The 20,248-nt window shown below is 41.7% G+C and carries 17 protein-coding genes; 9 read left to right on the top strand and 8 right to left on the bottom strand.

The features are described from left to right. Nucleotides 1–194 precede the first annotated feature (194 nt). The 3 genes from G337_RS0109125 to G337_RS0109135 form a co-directional block, all read right to left on the bottom strand. Entirely contained in the window at nt 195–3,485 is a 3,291-nt protein-coding gene (locus G337_RS0109125; RefSeq protein ID WP_028863615.1) for a hypothetical protein, read from the bottom strand. Nucleotides 3,486–3,850: 365 nt separating this feature from the next. Further along, complete coding sequence (locus G337_RS0109130; RefSeq protein ID WP_028863616.1) at nt 3,851–4,735, bottom strand: MYG1 family protein; 885 nt, start codon at nt 4,733–4,735, stop codon at nt 3,851–3,853. 395 nt (nt 4,736–5,130) lie between these two features. After that, nucleotides 5,131–5,790 carry a YceH family protein gene (locus G337_RS0109135; RefSeq protein ID WP_028863617.1) on the bottom strand — a complete coding sequence of 220 codons (660 nt, stop codon included), beginning with the start codon at nt 5,788–5,790 and terminating at the stop codon, nt 5,131–5,133. A gap of 257 nt (nt 5,791–6,047) precedes the next feature. Here G337_RS0109135 and G337_RS0109140 point away from each other — a divergent pair, with 257 nt between their 5' ends. Both G337_RS0109140 and G337_RS0109145 read left to right on the top strand, forming a co-directional pair. Next, nucleotides 6,048–6,299, top strand: coding sequence for a hypothetical protein (locus G337_RS0109140; protein WP_028863618.1), 252 nt, complete (start codon nt 6,048–6,050; stop codon nt 6,297–6,299). A 270-nt stretch (nt 6,300–6,569) separates the two neighbouring features. Then, nucleotides 6,570–7,208, top strand: coding sequence for a class I SAM-dependent methyltransferase (locus G337_RS0109145; protein ID WP_028863619.1), 639 nt, complete (start codon nt 6,570–6,572; stop codon nt 7,206–7,208). Nucleotides 7,209–7,380: 172 nt separating this feature from the next. On the opposite strand, the gene G337_RS0109155 is transcribed toward G337_RS0109145, so the two are convergent. Continuing rightward, nucleotides 7,381–7,776: a hypothetical protein gene (locus G337_RS0109155; protein ID WP_028863620.1), complete on the bottom strand. Its 396-nt coding sequence runs from the start codon at nt 7,774–7,776 to the stop codon at nt 7,381–7,383. 521 nt (nt 7,777–8,297) lie between these two features. Here G337_RS0109155 and G337_RS0109165 point away from each other — a divergent pair. Continuing rightward, nucleotides 8,298–10,013 (top strand): NAD-dependent malic enzyme, encoded by a 1,716-nt coding sequence (locus tag G337_RS0109165; protein WP_028863622.1) that lies wholly within the window; start codon nt 8,298–8,300, stop codon nt 10,011–10,013. 141 nt (nt 10,014–10,154) lie between these two features. After that, nucleotides 10,155–11,066: an alpha/beta fold hydrolase gene (locus tag G337_RS0109170; protein ID WP_028863623.1), complete on the top strand. Its 912-nt coding sequence runs from the start codon at nt 10,155–10,157 to the stop codon at nt 11,064–11,066. Nucleotides 11,067–11,086: 20 nt separating this feature from the next. Here the strand turns inward: G337_RS0109170 and G337_RS0109175 are convergent, their stop codons facing one another. Then, the gene (locus G337_RS0109175) at nt 11,087–11,989 is read right to left on the bottom strand and encodes a LysR family transcriptional regulator (protein ID WP_028863624.1); all 903 of its coding nucleotides are present in this window, start codon (nt 11,987–11,989) and stop codon (nt 11,087–11,089) included. Nucleotides 11,990–12,173: 184 nt separating this feature from the next. Between G337_RS0109175 and G337_RS0109180 the strand changes: the two genes are divergently transcribed. The 3 genes from G337_RS0109180 to G337_RS0109190 all read left to right on the top strand — a co-directional run bounded on the left by G337_RS0109180 (nt 12,174) and on the right by G337_RS0109190 (nt 14,382). Continuing rightward, nucleotides 12,174–13,061: an NmrA family NAD(P)-binding protein gene (locus tag G337_RS0109180; protein WP_028863625.1), complete on the top strand. Its 888-nt coding sequence runs from the start codon at nt 12,174–12,176 to the stop codon at nt 13,059–13,061. A 102-nt stretch (nt 13,062–13,163) separates the two neighbouring features. Next, nucleotides 13,164–13,604 (top strand): GFA family protein, encoded by a 441-nt coding sequence (locus G337_RS25935; RefSeq protein ID WP_211235793.1) that lies wholly within the window; start codon nt 13,164–13,166, stop codon nt 13,602–13,604. A 64-nt stretch (nt 13,605–13,668) separates the two neighbouring features. Continuing rightward, nucleotides 13,669–14,382, top strand: a complete 714-nt coding sequence (locus tag G337_RS0109190) for a hypothetical protein (protein ID WP_028863626.1) — start codon at nt 13,669–13,671, stop codon at nt 14,380–14,382. Nucleotides 14,383–14,491: 109 nt separating this feature from the next. On the opposite strand, the gene G337_RS0109195 is transcribed toward G337_RS0109190, so the two are convergent. After that, nucleotides 14,492–15,700: a NupC/NupG family nucleoside CNT transporter gene (locus G337_RS0109195; RefSeq protein ID WP_028863627.1), complete on the bottom strand. Its 1,209-nt coding sequence runs from the start codon at nt 15,698–15,700 to the stop codon at nt 14,492–14,494. A gap of 352 nt (nt 15,701–16,052) precedes the next feature. Beyond that, nucleotides 16,053–16,817, bottom strand: a complete 765-nt coding sequence (locus tag G337_RS0109205; RefSeq protein ID WP_028863628.1) for a class I SAM-dependent methyltransferase — start codon at nt 16,815–16,817, stop codon at nt 16,053–16,055. 354 nt (nt 16,818–17,171) lie between these two features. Between G337_RS0109205 and G337_RS0109215 the strand changes: the two genes are divergently transcribed. Continuing rightward, on the top strand, nt 17,172–18,476 hold the full coding sequence (locus G337_RS0109215) for an inosine/guanosine kinase (protein ID WP_028863629.1): 1,305 nt from the start codon (nt 17,172–17,174) through the stop codon (nt 18,474–18,476). A gap of 43 nt (nt 18,477–18,519) precedes the next feature. Here G337_RS0109215 and G337_RS0109220 read toward each other — a convergent pair whose 3' ends face one another. Then, nucleotides 18,520–19,002 carry a VF530 family DNA-binding protein gene (locus G337_RS0109220; RefSeq protein WP_028863630.1) on the bottom strand — a complete coding sequence of 161 codons (483 nt, stop codon included), beginning with the start codon at nt 19,000–19,002 and terminating at the stop codon, nt 18,520–18,522. Between the two features lie 406 nt (nt 19,003–19,408). On the opposite strand from G337_RS0109220, the gene G337_RS25940 reads away from it, so the two are divergent. Then, nucleotides 19,409–20,182 carry an endonuclease/exonuclease/phosphatase family protein gene (locus tag G337_RS25940; protein WP_037027281.1) on the top strand — a complete coding sequence of 258 codons (774 nt, stop codon included), beginning with the start codon at nt 19,409–19,411 and terminating at the stop codon, nt 20,180–20,182. Nucleotides 20,183–20,248: the final 66 nt, after the last annotated feature.

A 20,248-nucleotide genomic window follows, 5' to 3' on the forward strand; every position in this document is an offset into this window, starting at 1 on the left:
CACTGCCTTTCAGGCAGCTCGCCAGAAAGTCTTTAGCGGATCTTAACCAGGAGAAAATAGAAAAATTAATGTATGAATAACGCCTAATAATATAGTTGTTACTACGGCTGAGCAAAAAGCCCCCTGCTCAGCATGCAGTAACGGAATAAAAACGCTGACTCGGATTAATTTTAGTATCGACACACAATTTTAAATTAATGAATCACTGTTGTGGGTTTGCCTTCACCATTCGGTACAAGTTGGTTATCTTTCATCCAAGTTAAAGCCTTAAATAACCGTTGCTCTGAATAGCGTGTTTTACTCTCATGCCAGTTATATAAAAAATCATTCACTATATTTTGATCTAGCGGTTGCTTACCGTCAATTAACATATCATTCCAACAAGCATATAAAGTCGCAATAATTTCACATTGTGCAGTATTCAAAGGTTTCAGCAACTCTATTAATTTTTCAATTTTTTGATAATCATCTGCAAAACCATCTTTGGCGAGCTCGGCAATAAACTCTAAACTTTGTTCTGGGTGATAAGAGACTTGTTGACTATTAGCTTTTGTATTTCGAGAGACAGAAAAGCATCTGCTTTTTTCAGCTAAAGATTCGATACCAACATTTTTATTGTAAATACAGATATGATCTAACGGGCCAGCTGCTTTTCTTTGATAAGTTGTTTTTAAATCCTGTTTAGTTACCATATCACACAAGTAAAATGTTTTTGCCAATCGCACTCTACCAAACTTGGCTACATCTCTGTTTTTATCAACGATTAAACTCGCAAGCTGCAACCGTAAGTCAATAAATGAGATGGAAGTAATTTTGTTATTACCAAAGTAGTCTATTTTTTTCGGATCGCTAATCAAATCATAAAACTCTAGCTTGGCCAATTTTAATTGTGAAGACAATTCGGCCAACCGATACAACAGGTGTTCATGTTGATAATGTTTCGCATAGTCTTTTATCTGTACGATACCTGCATTTTCAGTTAGCACACCATCACCTACAAAATAAGCCTTTTTGTAACTTATTAGAATTTCAGGCGAATTGATAAATAGCTTTTTCCATTCAGCAAACAAGTTGATAACAGCACAGTAAAGCTTATCTGAAATTGTATTCCCCGAAAACTCAAACAAAGGTTCAATAATTCTACGCCAAAAGGATTCACTGTTATTTGGTGATAAAGGGTTACCAACAAACAACTCTAGTCCTCCTTGAATAGGGTTATTGGCTGGAAAAATGGTTTCCAAACATTCGTTTTCAGCAAAAACAATCACCGAGGATAACTTAAATATATCCATGTATATTTCACTGGGAATAATCGGTTTCCACATGTTTTCAGCATCTACTGATATAGGGTATTTTCGAACAGTAAACGACTTAGCTAGCGCATACCAATAAAATACTTTACTAGCCTCTTTAGCATTGCTTGCAAAATAACCTTTTTGTGAAGGAGGTCCAGATAAACAACGACTTTTCCTGAAATCCATCATTGGAATGTCTAATCGAAACCATATCGATCCAACTGTCCCTTTTTTAACACGACAAGGGGTTAAATCATCCATAAAGCCGATAAACTCCCCTGCACATTCCCCATATGCTTTTTTATTGGTTTGTCGCCTGTCATTTAAGGGTAGCCCTCCAACCACTATAGCATCTCTTTCTGCTACTCGACGTGATCTTTTAAAGTCCTTACTAGTTTGACCTGACCATTCCTTTATTCCTGTTTTATTCGCACCTAGTCCAATTGAGATAGACATTTTTGAACTAAGTATATTGTTACAGGCTAAATCAACATCATTTTTATTTAACCAATTTATTTCTGAAAGCACTTTCTTTCTCATCCATGTAAGATCAACTAGAGGAATTTCTCTGCTAGAATTTAACCCCGAATTTTCTCCCTTATATCTCCAAATGGTAAAGGCTATCGGAAATCGTCCTTTTACATCAAAAAACTCTTTTCCATCAATAAGTACACCACTAACGTCTTCAAACGAACCTAGTATTTCATTCCTTATATTTTTAAAAACAGGACGATTAGTAAGCCATGCAGATTTGGTAAACAAAAACAGTAAAGACTCCCCTGGCAGACCACCATCTTTTGCGGCTTGACAGATCAGTTTCATTTGAGCAAGAAAACAGCAATATCGTTCTGAACTAGCATCTTTACCAACCATATTCATGATTGAAGGATGAACTGCATAAGTAATATTACTAGCAGTTTGTTCATCTTCATTTCGGTAAGGAGGGTTACATAAAAAAGCTAAAGGTTTATCAGGTGATTGGCCTTTCTCGGCTAAATAACCTGTTATCTGTTCAATGTATTGCTCTGCGCTAATATCAAGGAAATTAAGCCCTTTGTTTTCAGAAACTTTCGGTACTACTGTAAACTTACCATTGTGCCAAGCATCACCTTTCATACGTTTTTCTACGGTATATAATAGCTCAGGCTCTATCTCACTCACGACCTTATGGCGCAATTCTAGTGGAGACTTCCAATTCGTCACTAAGTTTCCACTACCACAGGCAGGATCAATCACTAAATGATTTTTGCCAATATCGCCAAGCTTTTGTTTAACTATCCACATGGTAAATTTAGCTAGGTCTAAATCAGTAAAAAATATTCCATGCTTTTTCCTGAAATTATTATCTACAGCATCAATGGCTTTATCATACTTAGCAAAAAAGTCATCAAGACTCTCCGTCTCACTATAGAAAATATAATGATTTTCAACGAATTTTTTAAAAAACACTGCTTGACCGGGGAGCAAACTGTCAACACTCTCGCCATTAATAGTAGCCTGAGATGGGTTTTTCTGGCTTATTTCAAGGGTTGAATCCTCATCCCAACCAAACACCATACTATAAAATGCACGAACAACTTTTATCGGGTTTTCAGGGGCAAAAAAAACCTTCATTGCAACCAAAGTATCCGTAAAGTTTCGGATCGTTATTTTTCTTCTAATTCGTTTTTGGCTTTTCAATGAATTTTCAAAAGACTCTATTTCCTTAATCTTTTCGGCTGTTGTTGCTTTGAAAAGACCATCAATTATTTCATTTCGAAAAATCCAAGTTGTTTGACTTAATATAATTCTTTTAAGGTGTATGTACTTTTTTGCAAATTGTTTACCAAGTGTGGAAGCAGCCCCTTTAGCACTTATTATTTCAGCTATAATCTGTGGGTCTAAATCAGCAACTTTCCAGATAGCTAACATGCCTTTTGTTGAAACAACAACAGCCGCAAAATCCAATTTTCTTTGATAAGCGATTGCCTGAAATAAGCCACTGAACCAGTCTGCTTGCTTAGACTTTAACTCAAGGACGAATAACCCCTTTACGTAACCATCAGAGTTTGCAGCCTCTTTTTGACGAGTGAAACTATCACCAAATATTTTTCTAAAATATTTGAGAATTAGGTCTTCATTGGCTTTTTCTTCTGAATTGGATAAATATTGAAATAGTCCATCAATATGTTCCGGGAGCGAGTTCGCCATATGACATCCTTTAGCTATTTATGTGATTTTTATTAGTTATTTAAATAGCTTAGACAAAATCTATGGGATTAGCATTATTTAAGTGGAAGTTATCTTTTAAGTTTCAGGGCTATTACGGTGTCGGGATTTTATAAATTGAAAATGAGGTAAGGGTAAGAAATAAGACGCAGTCTATTGATCTTAAAAGTTGCAATTTACGAGGCGTTTGTAGCCTAAACTCGAGCTAGAAGCTAACACCCATAAAGCGACTTGGAAACCTACAAATTCGTGGTCAACATTACTTAATCACTACAGTGTTCAGTCCCCTGCAGCCGGTTACTGAACACTGCTTAGCAAATACAAACATTTACTGCGGTTTTGTCAGTTTAGGCTTTAACGGCATCATCAACTATCTTCAGGGTCGATTGAAGTGAACCAGTTGCACAGATAAATAATCCATGATGGCAGAATATTCCATCGGCAATCTGTGCTGCTTTTGAAAACTCGTCATCACATAAACCAGCCCAGGACTTTGGAAAATCCTTACGGTTTGAGAATTCTCCAGGAGCTGTTGGAACAGCACGGGCGTACCACTTTTCACCATGAGGGTAGACTGCATAAAGAATCGTTTCATTTCCTTTGCTGTTAAACAGGTGTTCTACCCACTTACAATCTTCAGGAACAATAATATATGAATGCTGTTTATCCTGTGCCTCTTTAAGTGCAGTTTCCAGTCCGTCGCGGCTGTCAATCCAGTGCTTTGCCCGTTCGATTGCAGTCTGAAGTAATAAACGTGCCCGCAACACTTCGCCGGCAAAGGCTTCATCAGCTTTAGAATGATCCAGAGGATTCATCATGGAGATTGACCCCGATAATGATATTTCACGCACATCAGAAAAGTCTTCAATGTGATGAGTTAATGTCACTCCATTATCAATTGCATCAAACTGCCGGATCAAACGTCGACAAATCCTATCTGCAATATGAGGACAGCCGCAAATCTCAGTACCATAATGGGACCATATTAAGCCGACCGATGACATCTTCAAACCATCATCGTATGCCGGGCCGTTCTTAAAGTGGTGGTCATATATCTTTTCCTCGTGATTGTAGTAACCACCGACATCAACGAGGTAATCACATTTCGCCCATACTTTGGGATCACGTGAACGCAGTATTTCATACTCCGGATGCAGCATAGACAATGCTGCAACTGCAAAAACATCATCGGCATGAAATGCCCCGCTATGTGTTCCAAATATCTTCTTCAAAATAATATATCCATTTCTATTAGCACCAAGTGCGCGTTATTTATACTACATTCCAGTTAAGCGGTTGAACTTATGCTTTTTTATCCACCACCAATACACCAGGTTTCTTTAAAGGAAAGGGTTGCTGAGTAATGACATTTCATTCATCAGCCATCAGACAAGTCCAAGGCCCCTTCCCCAACTTTATACCTTATGCGAGCTAGCAGTCTAACTCATTTTCGCCCTATAGCGCCTTACAAAACTACAGTTTAATGTTCAAAATTAACAAGCCGGAATACTTTTTCCCGTCATATAACATTCATTTATATTCATAATCCATTTTCACAGGAATAGATTACTGATAACGACTCTCAGGTGAAAACAAGTTATCTATTTTTAATACACTGAATTTATGTTTATTCAACTAAAGCCGACAAACGTGCTAACTGTGTTTTTAACTCATTAACCTCTTGCTCTAATAACGCCACCCGAGTTTCAAGTTCCCCCTGCTCGCTTGCAGATACTGGTACTGAATCTACTCCAGCTTCTATAGGTGCAGATTCTGCCTCAGAAGTATCAGAAAATAGATGTATATAGCGGGACTCTCTTTTGCCGGGCTCTCTTGCTAACTTTTTCACTAACTGGGCGTTGTTTAAGTTCTGCAGCTGCTCAAGAGCAGCTTCAACTTCATTAACATTGCTAAATTCAGCTAAACGGTTAGTGCGGGTGCGCAGCTCACCGGGTGTTTGCGGGCCGCGAAGAAACAACACACAAATAATCGATTTTTGTTGTTCAGTTAGCTGTAAATTGCCGAACGACGTATTACAGAACCTGTGCTTATACTTATTAACTCGCCCTGAACCAGAATCAACCATCAGCTGTTTCATAGCGATTAATTCATCAACCACATTCTGCACTTCCGTTTCTGAAAGCGACATAACCGGTTCCCGGTTACTCTTTTGATTACAACCGTTGGTCAGAGCATTTAACGACAAAGGATATTGTTCAGGTGTGGTGATCTCTTTTTCAAGCATCACGCCGATAACACGACTTTGCAAAGCAGTTAATGTGATCATCTAATGGCTTCCTTAAGGTATTCATATTTAGATAGCGTAGAAAGTAATTGATTATATGGCTTTTTGTCGAAATTAGTTTGGTTAAGCGCAATAAAAAGAACAAAGATCTTTTAAATATTGATAATTATTATCTGTTAACTGAACTGCAGCACCACAATCCACAACAAAAGATTGCCACTGAAGTGGAAAGTTGCCTTAGAAAGATAAACACCGTAACATTCGCAATTATCGATTTAGTTCAGCAAGAGAGTATAAATATGAACAACGAAGCAGGCATCATCACAAACCTGGAAGAGTTAGAAACCTTTTTAATTTCAGTTGAAAACGGTGGTTTGGGTTTAACAAATATAGCTGGTGTGGCTATGGCAACAAGCAATAAAGATGGTCGTCGTTTTGTTGCAGTATTAGATGATAAGCACCAGTTATTATTATCACGCTGGGTGACGGAAGAAGTGTTCCAGACAGGCCAGGATTTAGTACGCAACGGCCCGAGCCGTAAGACTCATTAATATTAAGAATATTGTATTTGAAAAAAGGGTTAAGATAGCGTCTTAACCCTTTTTTATTTAGCCAATACAATTGTAATTCGGGATACAAGATTAGAGATAAATTAATATTATTTTGTAAGCCGGCTGCTGTCCCTAAGCGAGTTATAAGAGCTTGTTAAAAAATATATTTAAGAAGAACGACCTTAGCTGTAGAAAAAAAGCGGCTGAGATCATCGATTACAATTTCACGTTCTAGGGCGCTTTGCGCATCTCAAATTATAGGAAGTTTTCATGCACCTTTGCCCCTTGTGTTCATCAAATCAGACACATTTCTATTTTGAAGACAAGAACCGCAGCTATTTCCAATGTTCCCGCTGTGAGCTGGTATTTGTACCTCAAGAGCAGAGGCTGGATGCGGCAAATGAGAAGGCCCACTATGATCATCATAAGAACGAGCCGGATGACCAGGGTTATCGGCGTTTTTTGTCACGCTTAACCCAGCCTCTTCTTAAGCGCCTGGCACCAGACTCTGAAGGGCTGGATTTCGGCTGCGGCCCAGGCCCCGCATTGGCACATATGCTGCGCGAAGCTGGACATACAGTTGCGTTATACGATATTTACTATCAGCCTGATACAGATGTGCTGGAGAAAACCTATGATTTTGTGACTGCGACAGAGGTGATAGAACACCTCTATGATCCTGAAAAAATATGGCTGCAATGGTTAAGTTTAGTTAAACCTGGCGGCTGGATAGGAATAATGACTAAACAGGTTATTGACCTTGAAGCATTTGCCTGCTGGCACTATAAATATGATCCTACCCATGTGAGTTTTTTTAGCCGGGCAACTTTTCACTATCTGGCAGAGCGTGACAGCCTTGAACTCGAATTCATCGGCAACGATGTAATTTTACTGAGAAAGCCTCAGTAGTGAGTCGAAATAAAAAATCGACTAAACTTTCGCCCGCAGGCGGGTGTTCTGGTCAACTCCAACAGGACGCTTATTGTTCTTACTATGTGGTTCAATAGTGTTAACAGTTGGAATACTGCTTATTAATGCTTCATGAGAAACGGCGGTTAATGAAGCTTTTTTATGACTGCAGCTAATTATCAAACTGGGTTAAGCTTTTTTCCTGAGCCTTTTCTAAAAAGGCTAATGCTTCATCACGCTGAGAAAAGATATGTAAATTCCACTTGTTACTGCGTGTAAGCGACTGTAGATACTGCGTCGATACTGTGCTGAAGTTATTATAGGAAACAACAGCTAATACGTTAATTTCAGGCAGATTAGTAATTTCCATTTGTGCCTCAAAGGTATAACTGTAGGAGTTTAACTTATTAATAAGCAGCGAAAACGGCTGCTTCAAATGCGAAAGCAGAAAAGCATGTGTCTGCTTTACCATTTCTAAGTTTACTTCGATACGATCATTGACTATCACTTCTGCGATATCATCACGCAGCACAATAATTTTTGCAAAAGACAGATCATATAGATTCATAAAATATCCTTTTTAATAATTCAAGCTCTATTCCGTTAATAAGTCTGCTGCTGATCAGGTTAAGTCACTCACAAAAATATCATTCTTCATATAATATTTCATCAAATAAAATTCCGTTTAAGTAAAGATAGCCCAGCAGTATAGAGATAACAACACAGTTACAGGATTACAAAGATCGAACCTCCTAACAGTTTGTTTAGGCTTAATATATGCGATACAGATATTTGTATCTGTTTAAAACAGAAAATGCTGATCAGCCTCTACACTGCGCCTGGTCTACAGTCCAGCTGCGGCAGCCGACCTCTCAATTTAACAAAATGTTTACTTTTATAAAAACAGCATCGCGTGCTGCTGAACACGGCAAAAGTGCCCCGCCGTCAGCCCTAACTGTATTTTAATAAACTTATTAACTAATTGTTCTTAAGGATAAAGACACTTTTATTTACACACTGACCGGAGTATTGTTAAGCTTCTTGGAAATATCATACAAACAGTTAACAATTTTAATCGCGGAGCATGTTATGAGCACAGGTAAATATTTAAGATGGAAAGATTCTCAGGGTAATGAATTCAGACCCGTTTCAATTAAAGGCACAGAACTGCTCAATGACAGAACATTAAATAAAAGTACTGCTTTCAGCTATGAAGAGCGCGAAGCATTTTCACTAAACGGCCTGCTGCCGCCTCGGGTACAAACGTTCGAAGATCAGCTTAAACGTGTTTACCACGGCTTCCGTAATGCATCCACCGACATTGAAAAATATCTGTTTTTACGTGCCCTGCAGGATAGAAATGAAACCCTGTTTTATGCACTGATCTCACGCCATATCGAAGAGATGACGCCGATTATCTATACACCGACCGTAGGTAAAGCCTGTCAGGAATTCAGTCACAGATACCAGAAAGCCAGAGGGCTTTACGTAACTGCCGATAATGTTAATGATCTCGGCGGCATGGCACGCCAGTTTGCCGGCAAAGACATTAAAATTATTGTAGTAACGGACAGCCAGGGCATTTTAGGGCTTGGCGACCAGGGTGTCGGCGGTATGGGTATCCCAATTGGTAAATTATCGCTTTATACCCTGGGCGCGGGTATCCATCCGGATCACTGTCTGCCTATCGCACTTGATATCGGTACGGATAATCAGGACTTACTATCTGATCCTATGTATTTAGGCGTGCCGAATAAGCGTTTAACAGGTGAAGCTTACAAAATCTTTATTAAAAAGTTTGTTGAGCAGGTGCAGCTGCACTTTCCTAAAGCAGTGCTGCAGTGGGAAGATTTCAGTAAATCCAATGCATTTGATAACTTAAGCAATTATGAAGATCAGCTGCCGTCTTTCAATGATGATATCCAGGGGACAGGCGCGGTAGTGCTTGCCGGCATCATCGGCGCGACCAAAATTAAAGGTGAAACCTTAGCCGCCCAGACCTATGCGGTTTATGGTGCCGGAGCCGGCGGTGTAGGGGTTGCAGATCAAATCTTTGCCGGTCTGCTCAAAGAAGGTATATCTCATCAGGAAGCACGGGACAGAATATTTATTCTTGATTCTCGCGGTGTTGTATTTGACGACAGAGCGGATCTGGATGAATACAAAAAACGTTTCGCAAAACCTGTTCAGTTAGCTGCTGACTGGGAGCTGGCAGAGCCGAATAAAGCAAGCCTTACGGAATTGATCAACAATACAGCGATCACCGTTCTGCTGGGATGCAGCGGTGTCGGCGGTGCATTTAAAGAGGAGCATATCAAAAAAATGCTCGATTACACAGCGCGCCCGATGATCTTCCCTCTTTCTAACCCGACCAGTAATTGTGAAGCGCTGCCGGAGGATATTTACAGCTGGAGTAACGGTCAGACCATAGTGGCAACCGGCAGCCCTTTTGATGATGTACAGTTTAACGACAAACAGTACCGTATCGGCCAGGGTAATAATGTCTTTATTTTCCCGGGCGTCGGTCTGGCGGCTATCACTGCTGATGTCAAGAAAATCACCATGGAGATGTTTACCACCGCCTCATTTGCTCTGGCTGACTTTGTATCACAGGAAGATCTTGATGCCGGCTGCGTATTCCCTAAAATCAGCAGTCTGCGGGATGTTTCTATTCATGTTGCCACGGCGATTCTTGAGCAGATTCAACAGACAGATGCACAGGGTTACCTGCGCGGGAAAGATATAAATACAGAGCTTGAAGCTCATATATGGGAGCCGGTTTACCTGCCTTACCGCCGAGTATAATTTAATCAGCAACGATACGCTGAACAAATAAACCCTGCAGCTCTGCAGGGTTTTTATGATTGGACGACAGCTGTTTTTTAAGTAAAATAACGCTGTAAACAGTAGATTCAATTCTTTATTTCCCAGCATATTAGACATCCCATGCCAGTAGACACTTCGATAGAAGAAATTCATTATCAAACAGGAACATTATCAATACACGGACTTGCGTGCGGTGATCAGCAAAGCGAGGTTATTTTATGTTTACACGGCTGGCTTGATAATGCAGCAAGTTTTTCTCCTCTTATGTCCTGCCTGCAGGGTAGACGAGTTATCGCAATTGATCTTCCGGGCCACGGCCTTTCATCGCACAGAAGTCCCGATGCCCACTATCATTTTGTAGACTGGGTTTATGATCTTGTGCAGTTATTTGAAGTCAACGGCTGGCAGAAAATCGATATCCTAGGACATTCAATGGGCGGCATGATTGCTTCAGCTTTTGCGGCGGTTTTTCCTGAAAAAGTAAAATCTCTAACCTTAATAGACTCTATCGGTTTTATCTGTAATGAAGAAATTCATACCAGCAGACAGCTTCGTCAGGGGCTGCTCAGCCGCTTGAAAGGCTCACCTGTAACAGCGGCTAAAACAAACTTTGAAAATAAACAGAAAAGAAATCATGCAACGATAGAATCAGCGGTTAATGCACGGGTAATTATTTCCGGTCTGGCCCGGGAACATGCACAGATAATTGTCAGGCGCGGTATACGCAGAGAAGAAAACGGCTATGCCTGGCGGGCAGACGAACGCCTTAAAATGCTTTCGCCCTACCGCCTGACCACAAAGCAGGCGGAGCAGCTTATTAGTGATATCCACTGCCCGGTATTGTTAATCCACGCCAGTAAAGGGCTGAACATGGTAAGCAGTGCTCTCGAGCACTTTGCTCCCTTTTTCAAAGATCTGCACTGCCGTCAGCTGCCCGGCGGACACCATATCCATATGGAACATCCGCAGCAGACTGCCGAGCTGATCCGGTCATTTATTTTAACAAGTGAATTATTCGGCACAAGCAGCTGAAGCTTTTGCCCTTCAGCTCTTTAGGAGATTTTCTGTCCTTTGAGCAAAGACTCGCACTTGAAAATCGCCTCAACTAAATAACGTACACACACTCGGACGCGCTCAGTTGAAACCAGATCCGGATGAGTCAATATCCAGGCTGGAATATATTTTAAGCTGGCTTCACTCGGTACACGGATCAATTCAGACTCTTGATCGGCCATAAAACAGAACAGGTATGCAAACCCCATTCCGGCTTTGACGGCTTGAAGCTGTGATGAAGGATCCGATACGCAATGATGTGCCTTACAGCCGGCGTAGGCAGACTCCGCCTGCCAGCGAGCGAGCGTACCTCTAGAGCTTTCCCGCTCCCAGCTGATCCAGCGCCCTGTTGATTCCTGAGCAGTTAATTTGTACTTGTCGATATATTCTGGCGTCGCATAAACTGCATTAGCAAAATCCGGCAGCCTATGCCCAATCAAATGACCTTCAGGCTCAGATTGAAAACGAATGGCAATATCCGCATTACGCCGGGTCAGATTTGCTACCTCATAGGTGGCATCAATCTCGATTTCAATATCAGGATAAAGTGCGGAAAAACCTGAAATAAGCGGCATCATTAAATGCTGCGCAATCACGGGGGGCATAGAAATGCGTATAGGGCCGGACAGTGCTGCATCACGGCCGAAAATCTCCCGTTCCATACTCAGAATTTCACTTTCAACCCGTTCTGCCCGCTCAACCATAGCCTCGCCGACCTCAGTTAAAACAAAACCTTCAGGATGGCGGACAAACAGCTTAATACCTAATTGAGATTCCATTGCCTGCAGTCGGCGCGACACAGTTGAATGACTTACCCCCATTAATTTGGCGGCTGCACGTACCGATCGTCCTCGCAAAACGGCTAGGAAAATTCGCAGGTCATCCCATTCAAATACCTTCATTTTTCTTTCCTTATTGGTCATTTAATTACGATCTATACAGCTTCTATCGTCAACTGGTGCAAAAACAGAACAACATTCTGCAATTATAGCCACTTCTGATTCAATTTTAAATGAGCTATCTTAATTCTATTGAAGCATCGAAATGAAAACGGCCCGGTGAAACCAGGCTCCAACGGAGAATAGGATGAATAGTAAAAATAATATGGAAAATGGAACTGACATTTTGGTTATCGGAGGCACAGGTAACGTCGGCACCCCGCTGGTTGAATTACTGCAGAAAAGTGATGCTGACTACCGCGTACTGGTACGCAGTGATGCCGCAGAACAAAAGCTGACAGCGCAGGGTGTACCTACGGTTCGTGGTGCATTAGGAGACTGGTCCAGCATAGAAGCTGCTGTTGCCGGTGTGGATACTGTGTTTCTGCTGTCCAGCCCCGAACTTAATCTGCTTGAGCTGCATACCAGGTTGATTGATATCGCCGTATCTGCAGGGGTTCGCAAAATTGTGCGTTTATCATCACAGCCGGCACAAACGAATCCTGAGGTGCCCATGTATGGTATGCATGCCGAGGCGGACGATTACCTGATACAAAGTGGTTTAGAATATGCCGTTTTACGTCCAGACTACTTTATGCAGAACATAGAAAACATGCATTCCCGCTTTATTAAACAAAGCAGCATGTTTGCCCAATACCTAGGCGATGCCCGCATCCCGATGGTAGATACCCGGGATATTGCCCAGGCCGCACTCCATTGCCTGATATCAGATGAATTTAATAACCAGATACACTACATTACCGGCCCAGACGCTATTACTTTTACCGATGTCGCCAGTGCTCTCAGCAGGTCATTAGGTCGTGAGATTCAATATGTACCTTTGTCTTTCGAAGATCAGCTGGCAGGATTTAAATCTGCCGGCATACCGGACGAGGTTACAGACGGGGTAATGAAGGTGTTTAAAAGCTGGGTTGATGCCGGCATTAGAGACCCCCAGTCATGCTTTGAGAAAATCACCAAAACACAGGCCGTCGATATTGACCAGTGGGCCCATGATTTTGCGGCTTCATTCTAGGCAGCATTATTATACCCGTTAGATCTTCAACTTCATGCCTAGAATCTGCTCTCCTCTCGATTTGCTGATTTTTGCATTTCGATTGGTAACGGGAATTTAACTATGGAGGTAGATCATATGTTTCAGCATCATGCACAATGTCACTGTGGTCAGGTGAAGATCGTTTGTAAGGGAGAACCAGACTTTATTGTTATGTGTCATTGTGAAGACTGTCAAAGACGAACCGGTTCGGCATTTAATTTAGGAGCCTGGTTCAACAGAAGTAAAATAGAAATCAGCGGTCTGACTAAAGTCTATTCACGTATTGAACACGATGGAATAGAAACGACTTATCATTTTTGTCCAAGCTGCGGGAGCAGCATGTATTGGGATATGCCGGAAAATACACAGATGATAGCGGTGGCAGTTGGTGCTTTTGCAGATCCAGAGTTTCCCCAACCCACTGTTTCATTTTACGAACACAAACGCCATGTCTGGGTAACAGTGCCCGAAGCAATCGGCCGGTTCACTGGCAGCGGCAAAGGTGAAAAAATTACCGGGTAGAAGTTATCCGCTGCTGACACTTTTTTTCATTGTTTTTAATACAAAGTTAACTTAAGGAAAGACTATGTCCACTTTTCCACCTCAGCTGCCCCACGGTGAAATCCAGGAGATTCTGCCGGATATTTTCCTTGTAAAAGGACAGATCCGCATAGAATCTGATTCAGTCAGTGAATTCAGCCGAAATATGATTATTGTGCGGGAAGGAAATACCCTGACACTTGTGAATACGGTGCGCCTTGATAAAGCAGGACTCGCTCAACTTGATTCACTTGGAACAGTTCGCCATTTGGTAAAACTGGGGGCTTTTCACGGCCGTGATGATGCATTTTATCTCGACCGCTACCAGGCTGAGCTTTGGGCACCTTACGGCATGAGCTATACACGCGGTGAAAAAACCGATAAAAACATCGAAGCTGATAAACCGGGCCCGACACCTGACGCTTCGTTTTTTGTTTTTGATACTCCCAAAGTCCCTGAAGCTGCTTTACTGCTTAACCGCCACGGCGGTATTCTGATCACCTGCGACAGCCTGCAGAACATGTCAGGTCCAGACGAGTACTTTAACGACTATGCGGCTGAATCTAAGGCGCGGCTTGGATTTTTTAACAGAGCGGCGGTAGGCCCAGGATGGTTGAAATATGCACAGCCTGAAATAAGTGACTTTGTGTCTCTTAAAGCATTGGAATTCCGCCACCTTCTAAGCGCCCACGGTGATCCTCTGCTTGATGATGCTCATCAGGCAGTAAGTACAACGCTGCATAAATTGTTTGGCATATGATTTATTTTGAGTGGTAATTATAAATATGGCTGTCAAATTATTTTAACAGCCATATTTAATAGAAATGACTCAGGCTGAATCAAACTAATAAAGCCTGCTGCCTTTTACATTAAAGAGTGACAAAAATGCCGGCTAATGCCGCACTCATCAGATTGGCTAAAGTGGCCGCCAGTACCGCTTTAAAACCTAGACTCGCCACATCGGTGCGTCGTTCAGGCGCCATAATACCGATACTGCCAAGCTGAATAGCAATAGAGCCGATATTAGCAAAGCCGCACAACGCAAAGGTAATAATAACCTGAGAGTGTGCTGACAGTGTCTCTTTCACAGAAGTGAAATCCAGGAAAGCAACAAATTCATTTAAAATAACTTTCTGACCGATAAAACCGCCCGCCTGCATCATTTCAGCAGCAGGTACACCGATAATATAAGCCACCGGCGCAAAGATATAACCCAGTATGCTCTGCATGGTCATGCCTTCAAAGTTAAACCATAATCCAACATGCTCCAGCCCGGCATTAAACATAGCCATCACACTGATAAACGCCAGAAGCATGGTACCAATTGCAACAGCAACCCGCATACCGTTCATTGCGCCGGATGCTAAAGCATCAACTGCATTACTGTGCTCACTTTTACCGAGATCTATGCCCTGCTGACACTGAGGTTTATCAATTTCAGGTACCAGCAGCTTTGCCATCAGCAGGCTGCCCGGTGCAGCCATAAAGCTGGCGGCAATCAGATACTTAAGTTCAACCCCTAAACCTGCATAGCCGCCTAACACACTGCCGGCTACAGAAGCCATGCCGCCGGTCATTACCGCAAACAGTTCCGAGCGGGTCATCTTAGGCAGGAAAGGTTTAACCAGCATAGGAGATTCCCCCTGACTTAAAAATATATTACCCGTTGCGACCAGTGACTCAGCACGGCTGATCCCAAGTAGCCTCTGCAGTGCCCCGCCCAAAACCTTAATAACCAGCTGCATAATACCAAAATAATAAAGCATAGAGATTAATGCACTGATAAAAATAACTAAAGGCAGTACCTTAATCGCAAACACAAAGCCGCTTGTGGCAAGGTTACCAAACAGGAAATTAATGCCCTGATCTGCAAACCCGAGAAGTGAAGCAACACTTTGACTGACAGAGCCCAGTACCAGCTGTCCCAATGGTACATATAAAACCAGAGCGGCAAATCCGGCTTGTAAAACAAAAGCGCCGAAGATGGTGCGCCAGTTAACTGCGCGGCGGTTTTCAGAGAAAACCCAGGCACAAAAGAAAAGAAAGAAGATACCTGCGAAACTTATTAACAACTGCATTATTTATCCATTTAGTATAACAAAGGGTAAATTTCAGGTGAGTTTAAAGCTGTGCGGGAAACTGACGGCAGCCGTCAGCTGGATTGATCTTTATCAGTATAATAAACAGAGAGTTATTCTGATTGGTATAACGTTATCCGGCCGCAAAAACAAGCAATAGAGTCACCTTAAAACTTACAAAAGTCTTGCCGGTCCAACTCCGTGGGTCGATAACTTATCCATGTTACGGCTAGTATTAAAGGTGGCTAAACCCTCTGGTTCAAGCCGGAAAGGGATTATACGAATTAAAGAATAAATGGCTAATCAAATAAAAAACAATACTTCGCTTGAATATTATACAGGATTAGACCTTTTAATTTTTCTGAAGGTGAAATAAGTGGCTGATTATAAAATCAAAATCTATGCCTGTTTGATTATTTCCGTGTTTATTGCAGACAGCTAACTGCTCTTTCTCAGGAATAGGTAAATCACTGACAATCAGTACGATGTTTTTATAATGACTGAATTCAATTAAGGCAGAATAGCTGAACACATCGCGCACGGCCTGTAAAATATCCAGGAGCTGTTTCTCGTTTTCTACAAAAAGGTTAAGCAGCGCGACACCTGACTTTTTCATTCGTTTAGCCAGGTTTTGATAAAAACACAGATCATTAATACACTGGCAATGATTGTGTTCAATAAAAATATCACATAAAACAATGTCATACTGGCAATGATTGTGCTCAATAAACTGCTGTGCAGATTGTATATAAACCAGCACTGAGTCGGGCAGCAGAAAATAGCTTCTAGCCATAGCGGCTATCTGTGCATTCTGTTCAACTGAAGTCACCTTTATACGGGGAAATCCCATTAATGCCCGTTCAAAACCGCCGCCTCCCATGCCCAGGTTCAATACTTCAAGATTTTCACCTTTCCATAATAAAAACAACAGCATTGACTGATAAACAGGCGACACAAGCTGTTCCGGCTGGTTAAGTTTAATTAAAGACTGTACCGATTTACCGCCCAGATGAAACCAGCGAAAACCATCCAGTTCACGCACCGCAAGCTCTCTATTTTGTACAACTTCTTGATGTATTAACCTTCCTGCATCAGGCTTAAACATAGATAAATTCACACTGGACCCCGGTTAAAAATAATCAGTGGCAAGAATAACGCTAACGAAACATAATAAGGACTATTAATAGAAACTGTTGTGCATTTTTTCTAATCAGTTCACGCCCTGGTTAATAACAGCGCCGCAGCTGAGCATAAGCAGGCGATAATAAATGCCGCTGCGGCTTCCCTGATAATAGACAATTACCATTAAACTTTAATCACGCTGTCTCAAACAAAAATAAAATTGTACAAATACAAATCACTTATACAGCAGCATTACTGATTTATCCTGAAAACTGATGATATTTGCATGTAATTCCCTATGCTTTCTATGCTATATTCGCCCGCTAAAATTTTCCTTAAGTCAGTATTTATGAAATTTCCAGGTCAACGTAAGTCGCAACATTATTTTCCGTCGTCTTCCCGTAATCTTACGGCAGAAATCACTCAGCCTCAGCCGCGGTTAAATCAGTCGCCGGTAATTGGTATCGGCCAAACTATTGTCGATATCGAAGCGCATGTCGATGATGCATTTTTAGAAAAACATCATCTAAGTAAAGGGCATTCCCTTGTATTAGATGAAGATAAAGCCGATGCCTTATACCACGAACTGGTCGAAAAAAATCTTATCACTCACCAGTATCCCGGTGACACGATTGGTAATACCATTCATAACTATTCAGTACTAGCCGATAGTAAGTCGGTATTATTAGGCGTGATGTCCAGACATATTGAGGTCGGCACCTACGCTTACCGTTACCTGTGTAATACTTCCGCTCGGGTTAATCTGAACTACCTTGAAAAAGTAGACGGACCGATCGGCCGCTGTTATACGCTGATCACGGCTGACGGTGAACGAACCTTTGCGATTAACGAAGGAGAAATGAACCAGTTATCACCACAAAGCATTCCTGAATCTATCTTTAAAAATGCATCTGCTGTAGTAGTTTCATCTTATCTGATGCGCGGAAAACCTGAAGATCCAATGCCTAAAGCCGTACAACGGGCAGTACAATATGCCAAGAAACATAAGGTACCAGTAGTACTGACATTAGGTACAAAATGGGTTATCGAAGGTAATGAAACCTGGTGGCAGGAATATCTGAAAGAGAATATTACTGTGGTTGCCATGAACGAAGAAGAAGGTGAATCATTGACCGGCTTTAGCTCCCCTCTGCTGGCGGCAGAAAAAGCGCTGGACTGGGTTGATCTGGTATTATGTACCGCAGGCCCTGATGGTTTATATATGGCCGGTTATACCGATCAGGAAGTGAAAAGAAAAACCTCACTTCCTTTACTCAATGCTGATATAGACGCTTTTAACCAGTATGAATTCAGCCGCTCAATGCGCAGAGCAGACTGCAGCGACCCGAAGAAAGTCTTTTCTTTTATCGCCCCTTATCTCGGCGGTCCTTTAGAGATAAAAAATACCAACGGTGCTGGAGACGGCGCGCTTTCTGCCCTGCTGCATGATATGGCTGCAAACCGCTATCACCTGGCAAATGTCAAAGAGTCGGATAAACACTCGCATCCGTTTCTTACCTACTCCTCACTTTCCCAGGTCTGCCGCTATGCTAACCGAGTTAGTTATGAAGTGCTGCTGCAGCATTCTCCGCGTTTAACCAGAGCATTGCCTGAGCGGGAAGAGTGTTTAGAAGAAGCCTACTGGGACAGATAAAACATCGTTTAAGCGGCTGGTGCAGCAGCCGCAGATATTAACCTTATCTGTTTTTCAAGCCCCAGGGATCAGAAGGATCGTCGCTTTTAGTTGATCTGCTCTTTCTTTTCTGTGCAGGTTTAAAATCGCGATTATTTCTCGGGCTGTGTCTTTGTGATGTTCTTTCTTTATGCGCAGAGGCGGCTTTTGCCTGAGAAAGCTCAATAGACTCAACAGTCAAAACCATAGGCTCACGCGGTACTATATGTAACGGGAAACTGCGCTCACGAGGCGGCAGGGCAAACTCTTCATCCGACGGTCTCGGCATACGTTTAAATCGCGACAGGTAGAAACCTTCTAACTTTACTCTCGCCCACTCTGTCTTCCTAAGAAACTTCAAGCTTCCCTCAATGGACGGATTGGTTTTAAAGCAGTGGAAACGCATCGCCGCGGCGAGGATATCCCAGCCGTAAAACTCAACAAGCTCTTTCAGTAAAACTTCTAATTTAAGGCCGTGTAAAGGGTTATTCTGCTGTTCTTCTAACATTCATGTTCCTATAAAAACTAATATATATAAGGGGATCATTTACTATTATACGACTTAGCAGAGGTCGATGGATACAAAAGAATTATTTCTCTAAGCAGCAAAGCACACATATTTTCCCTTTAACAGTCAGTTTACCCGTGCAGACAACAAGCTGTAATCACACAGCCTTAGCCGAAAAGCGCCGACAGAGTATCTTTCTGTAGTTGTTTACAGACAAATGAATATTTTGAAAACACATCCGCAGGCGTTTTTTGCGCCGGTGATTACAAAACACAAGATTAAATGCCCTAATTTCATAACAAGGTGATTTTGTAGAATATAATAAACAGGGTTGTGTTTATATTTAAAACACCAGAAACAGTTTATAAACGGCCTTGCAGATAACGCTCAGGTCTAGAGAATGATTATGAACAGAAGATTTGAACAAGCTGATTATTTTATTGAAAATCACGAATATTCTCGCAAAGAGTTAATTAATGAGGATATTTCTCTGCTGAGCTGGAATATCCAAAAAAAGAATAAAGATCCCCTATGGGACGGAGAGTTTAAAACGATTATTGAAAAATACACGCCGGAAATTATTCTTTTACAGGAGTGTCAGTTTCAGAAAGGCTTAGAAAATATTCTTCATTTTGAGCACTATGGTTTCATTTTTGCACCTAATTTTTTAGATACTTTTAAAGACAGACACTCAGGCGTGCTGACAGCAAGCGCGGCAAATCACCAGTGTGTCAGCGTGATAAGATCTCACGCCTATGAGCCTTTAATAAAGGTGCCGAAAATCTTCCTGTCTACAACTTATGCCATTGATAATGGACACCAGGAACTGTTAGTACTAAATATTCATGCCATCAATTTTGTTGGTTTCTGGAAGTTTATATCGCAGATTCAGCAGCTGGAATATTCAATACGAAGCCATAACGGTCCGGTGATCCTGTCCGGTGATTTTAATACCTGGAACAGAAAAAGAACCCATATTTTAAATAAAATATTATCAGCCAGCGGCCTTGAAAAAGTTCAATTCCACCAGGATCATGAGAAAAATATTAAAAAATTTCTCTTTCACCACCTAGATCATATCTATTACCGGGGACTAGAGTTAATTAATCCCGCTGAAGCGGTAAAAACAAAAAGCAGTGATCATAATCCTCTGCTGGTTAAGTTTAAATTAAAACTTTAACAGCAAAGCAGGTACAGGTTTTATCCAAGATAAAACGTCAAAATGGTAGTAAATACCTGCAGCCTG

Origin of the sequence: Psychromonas aquimarina ATCC BAA-1526 (genome assembly GCF_000428725.1) — a bacterium.
Classification (GTDB): domain Bacteria; phylum Pseudomonadota; class Gammaproteobacteria; order Enterobacterales; family Psychromonadaceae; genus Psychromonas; species Psychromonas aquimarina.

Coding starts and splice junctions, on each gene's coding strand:
- G337_RS0109135 (WP_028863617.1), bottom strand. CDS start 5,790: ATGATCACATTAACTGCTTTGCAAAGTCGTGTTATCGGCGTGATGCTT.
- G337_RS0109215 (WP_028863629.1), top strand. CDS start 17,172: ATGAAATTTCCAGGTCAACGTAAGTCGCAACATTATTTTCCGTCGTCT.
- G337_RS25935 (WP_211235793.1), top strand. CDS start 13,164: ATGGAGGTAGATCATATGTTTCAGCATCATGCACAATGTCACTGTGGT.
- G337_RS0109165 (WP_028863622.1), top strand. CDS start 8,298: ATGAGCACAGGTAAATATTTAAGATGGAAAGATTCTCAGGGTAATGAA.
- G337_RS0109190 (WP_028863626.1), top strand. CDS start 13,669: ATGTCCACTTTTCCACCTCAGCTGCCCCACGGTGAAATCCAGGAGATT.
- G337_RS0109145 (WP_028863619.1), top strand. CDS start 6,570: ATGCACCTTTGCCCCTTGTGTTCATCAAATCAGACACATTTCTATTTT.
- G337_RS0109220 (WP_028863630.1), bottom strand. CDS start 19,002: ATGTTAGAAGAACAGCAGAATAACCCTTTACACGGCCTTAAATTAGAA.
- G337_RS0109175 (WP_028863624.1), bottom strand. CDS start 11,989: ATGAAGGTATTTGAATGGGATGACCTGCGAATTTTCCTAGCCGTTTTG.
- G337_RS0109125 (WP_028863615.1), bottom strand. CDS start 3,485: ATGGCGAACTCGCTCCCGGAACATATTGATGGACTATTTCAATATTTA.
- G337_RS0109180 (WP_028863625.1), top strand. CDS start 12,174: ATGAATAGTAAAAATAATATGGAAAATGGAACTGACATTTTGGTTATC.
- G337_RS0109140 (WP_028863618.1), top strand. CDS start 6,048: ATGAACAACGAAGCAGGCATCATCACAAACCTGGAAGAGTTAGAAACC.
- G337_RS0109195 (WP_028863627.1), bottom strand. CDS start 15,700: ATGCAGTTGTTAATAAGTTTCGCAGGTATCTTCTTTCTTTTCTTTTGT.
- G337_RS0109170 (WP_028863623.1), top strand. CDS start 10,155: ATGCCAGTAGACACTTCGATAGAAGAAATTCATTATCAAACAGGAACA.
- G337_RS25940 (WP_037027281.1), top strand. CDS start 19,409: ATGAACAGAAGATTTGAACAAGCTGATTATTTTATTGAAAATCACGAA.
- G337_RS0109155 (WP_028863620.1), bottom strand. CDS start 7,776: ATGAATCTATATGATCTGTCTTTTGCAAAAATTATTGTGCTGCGTGAT.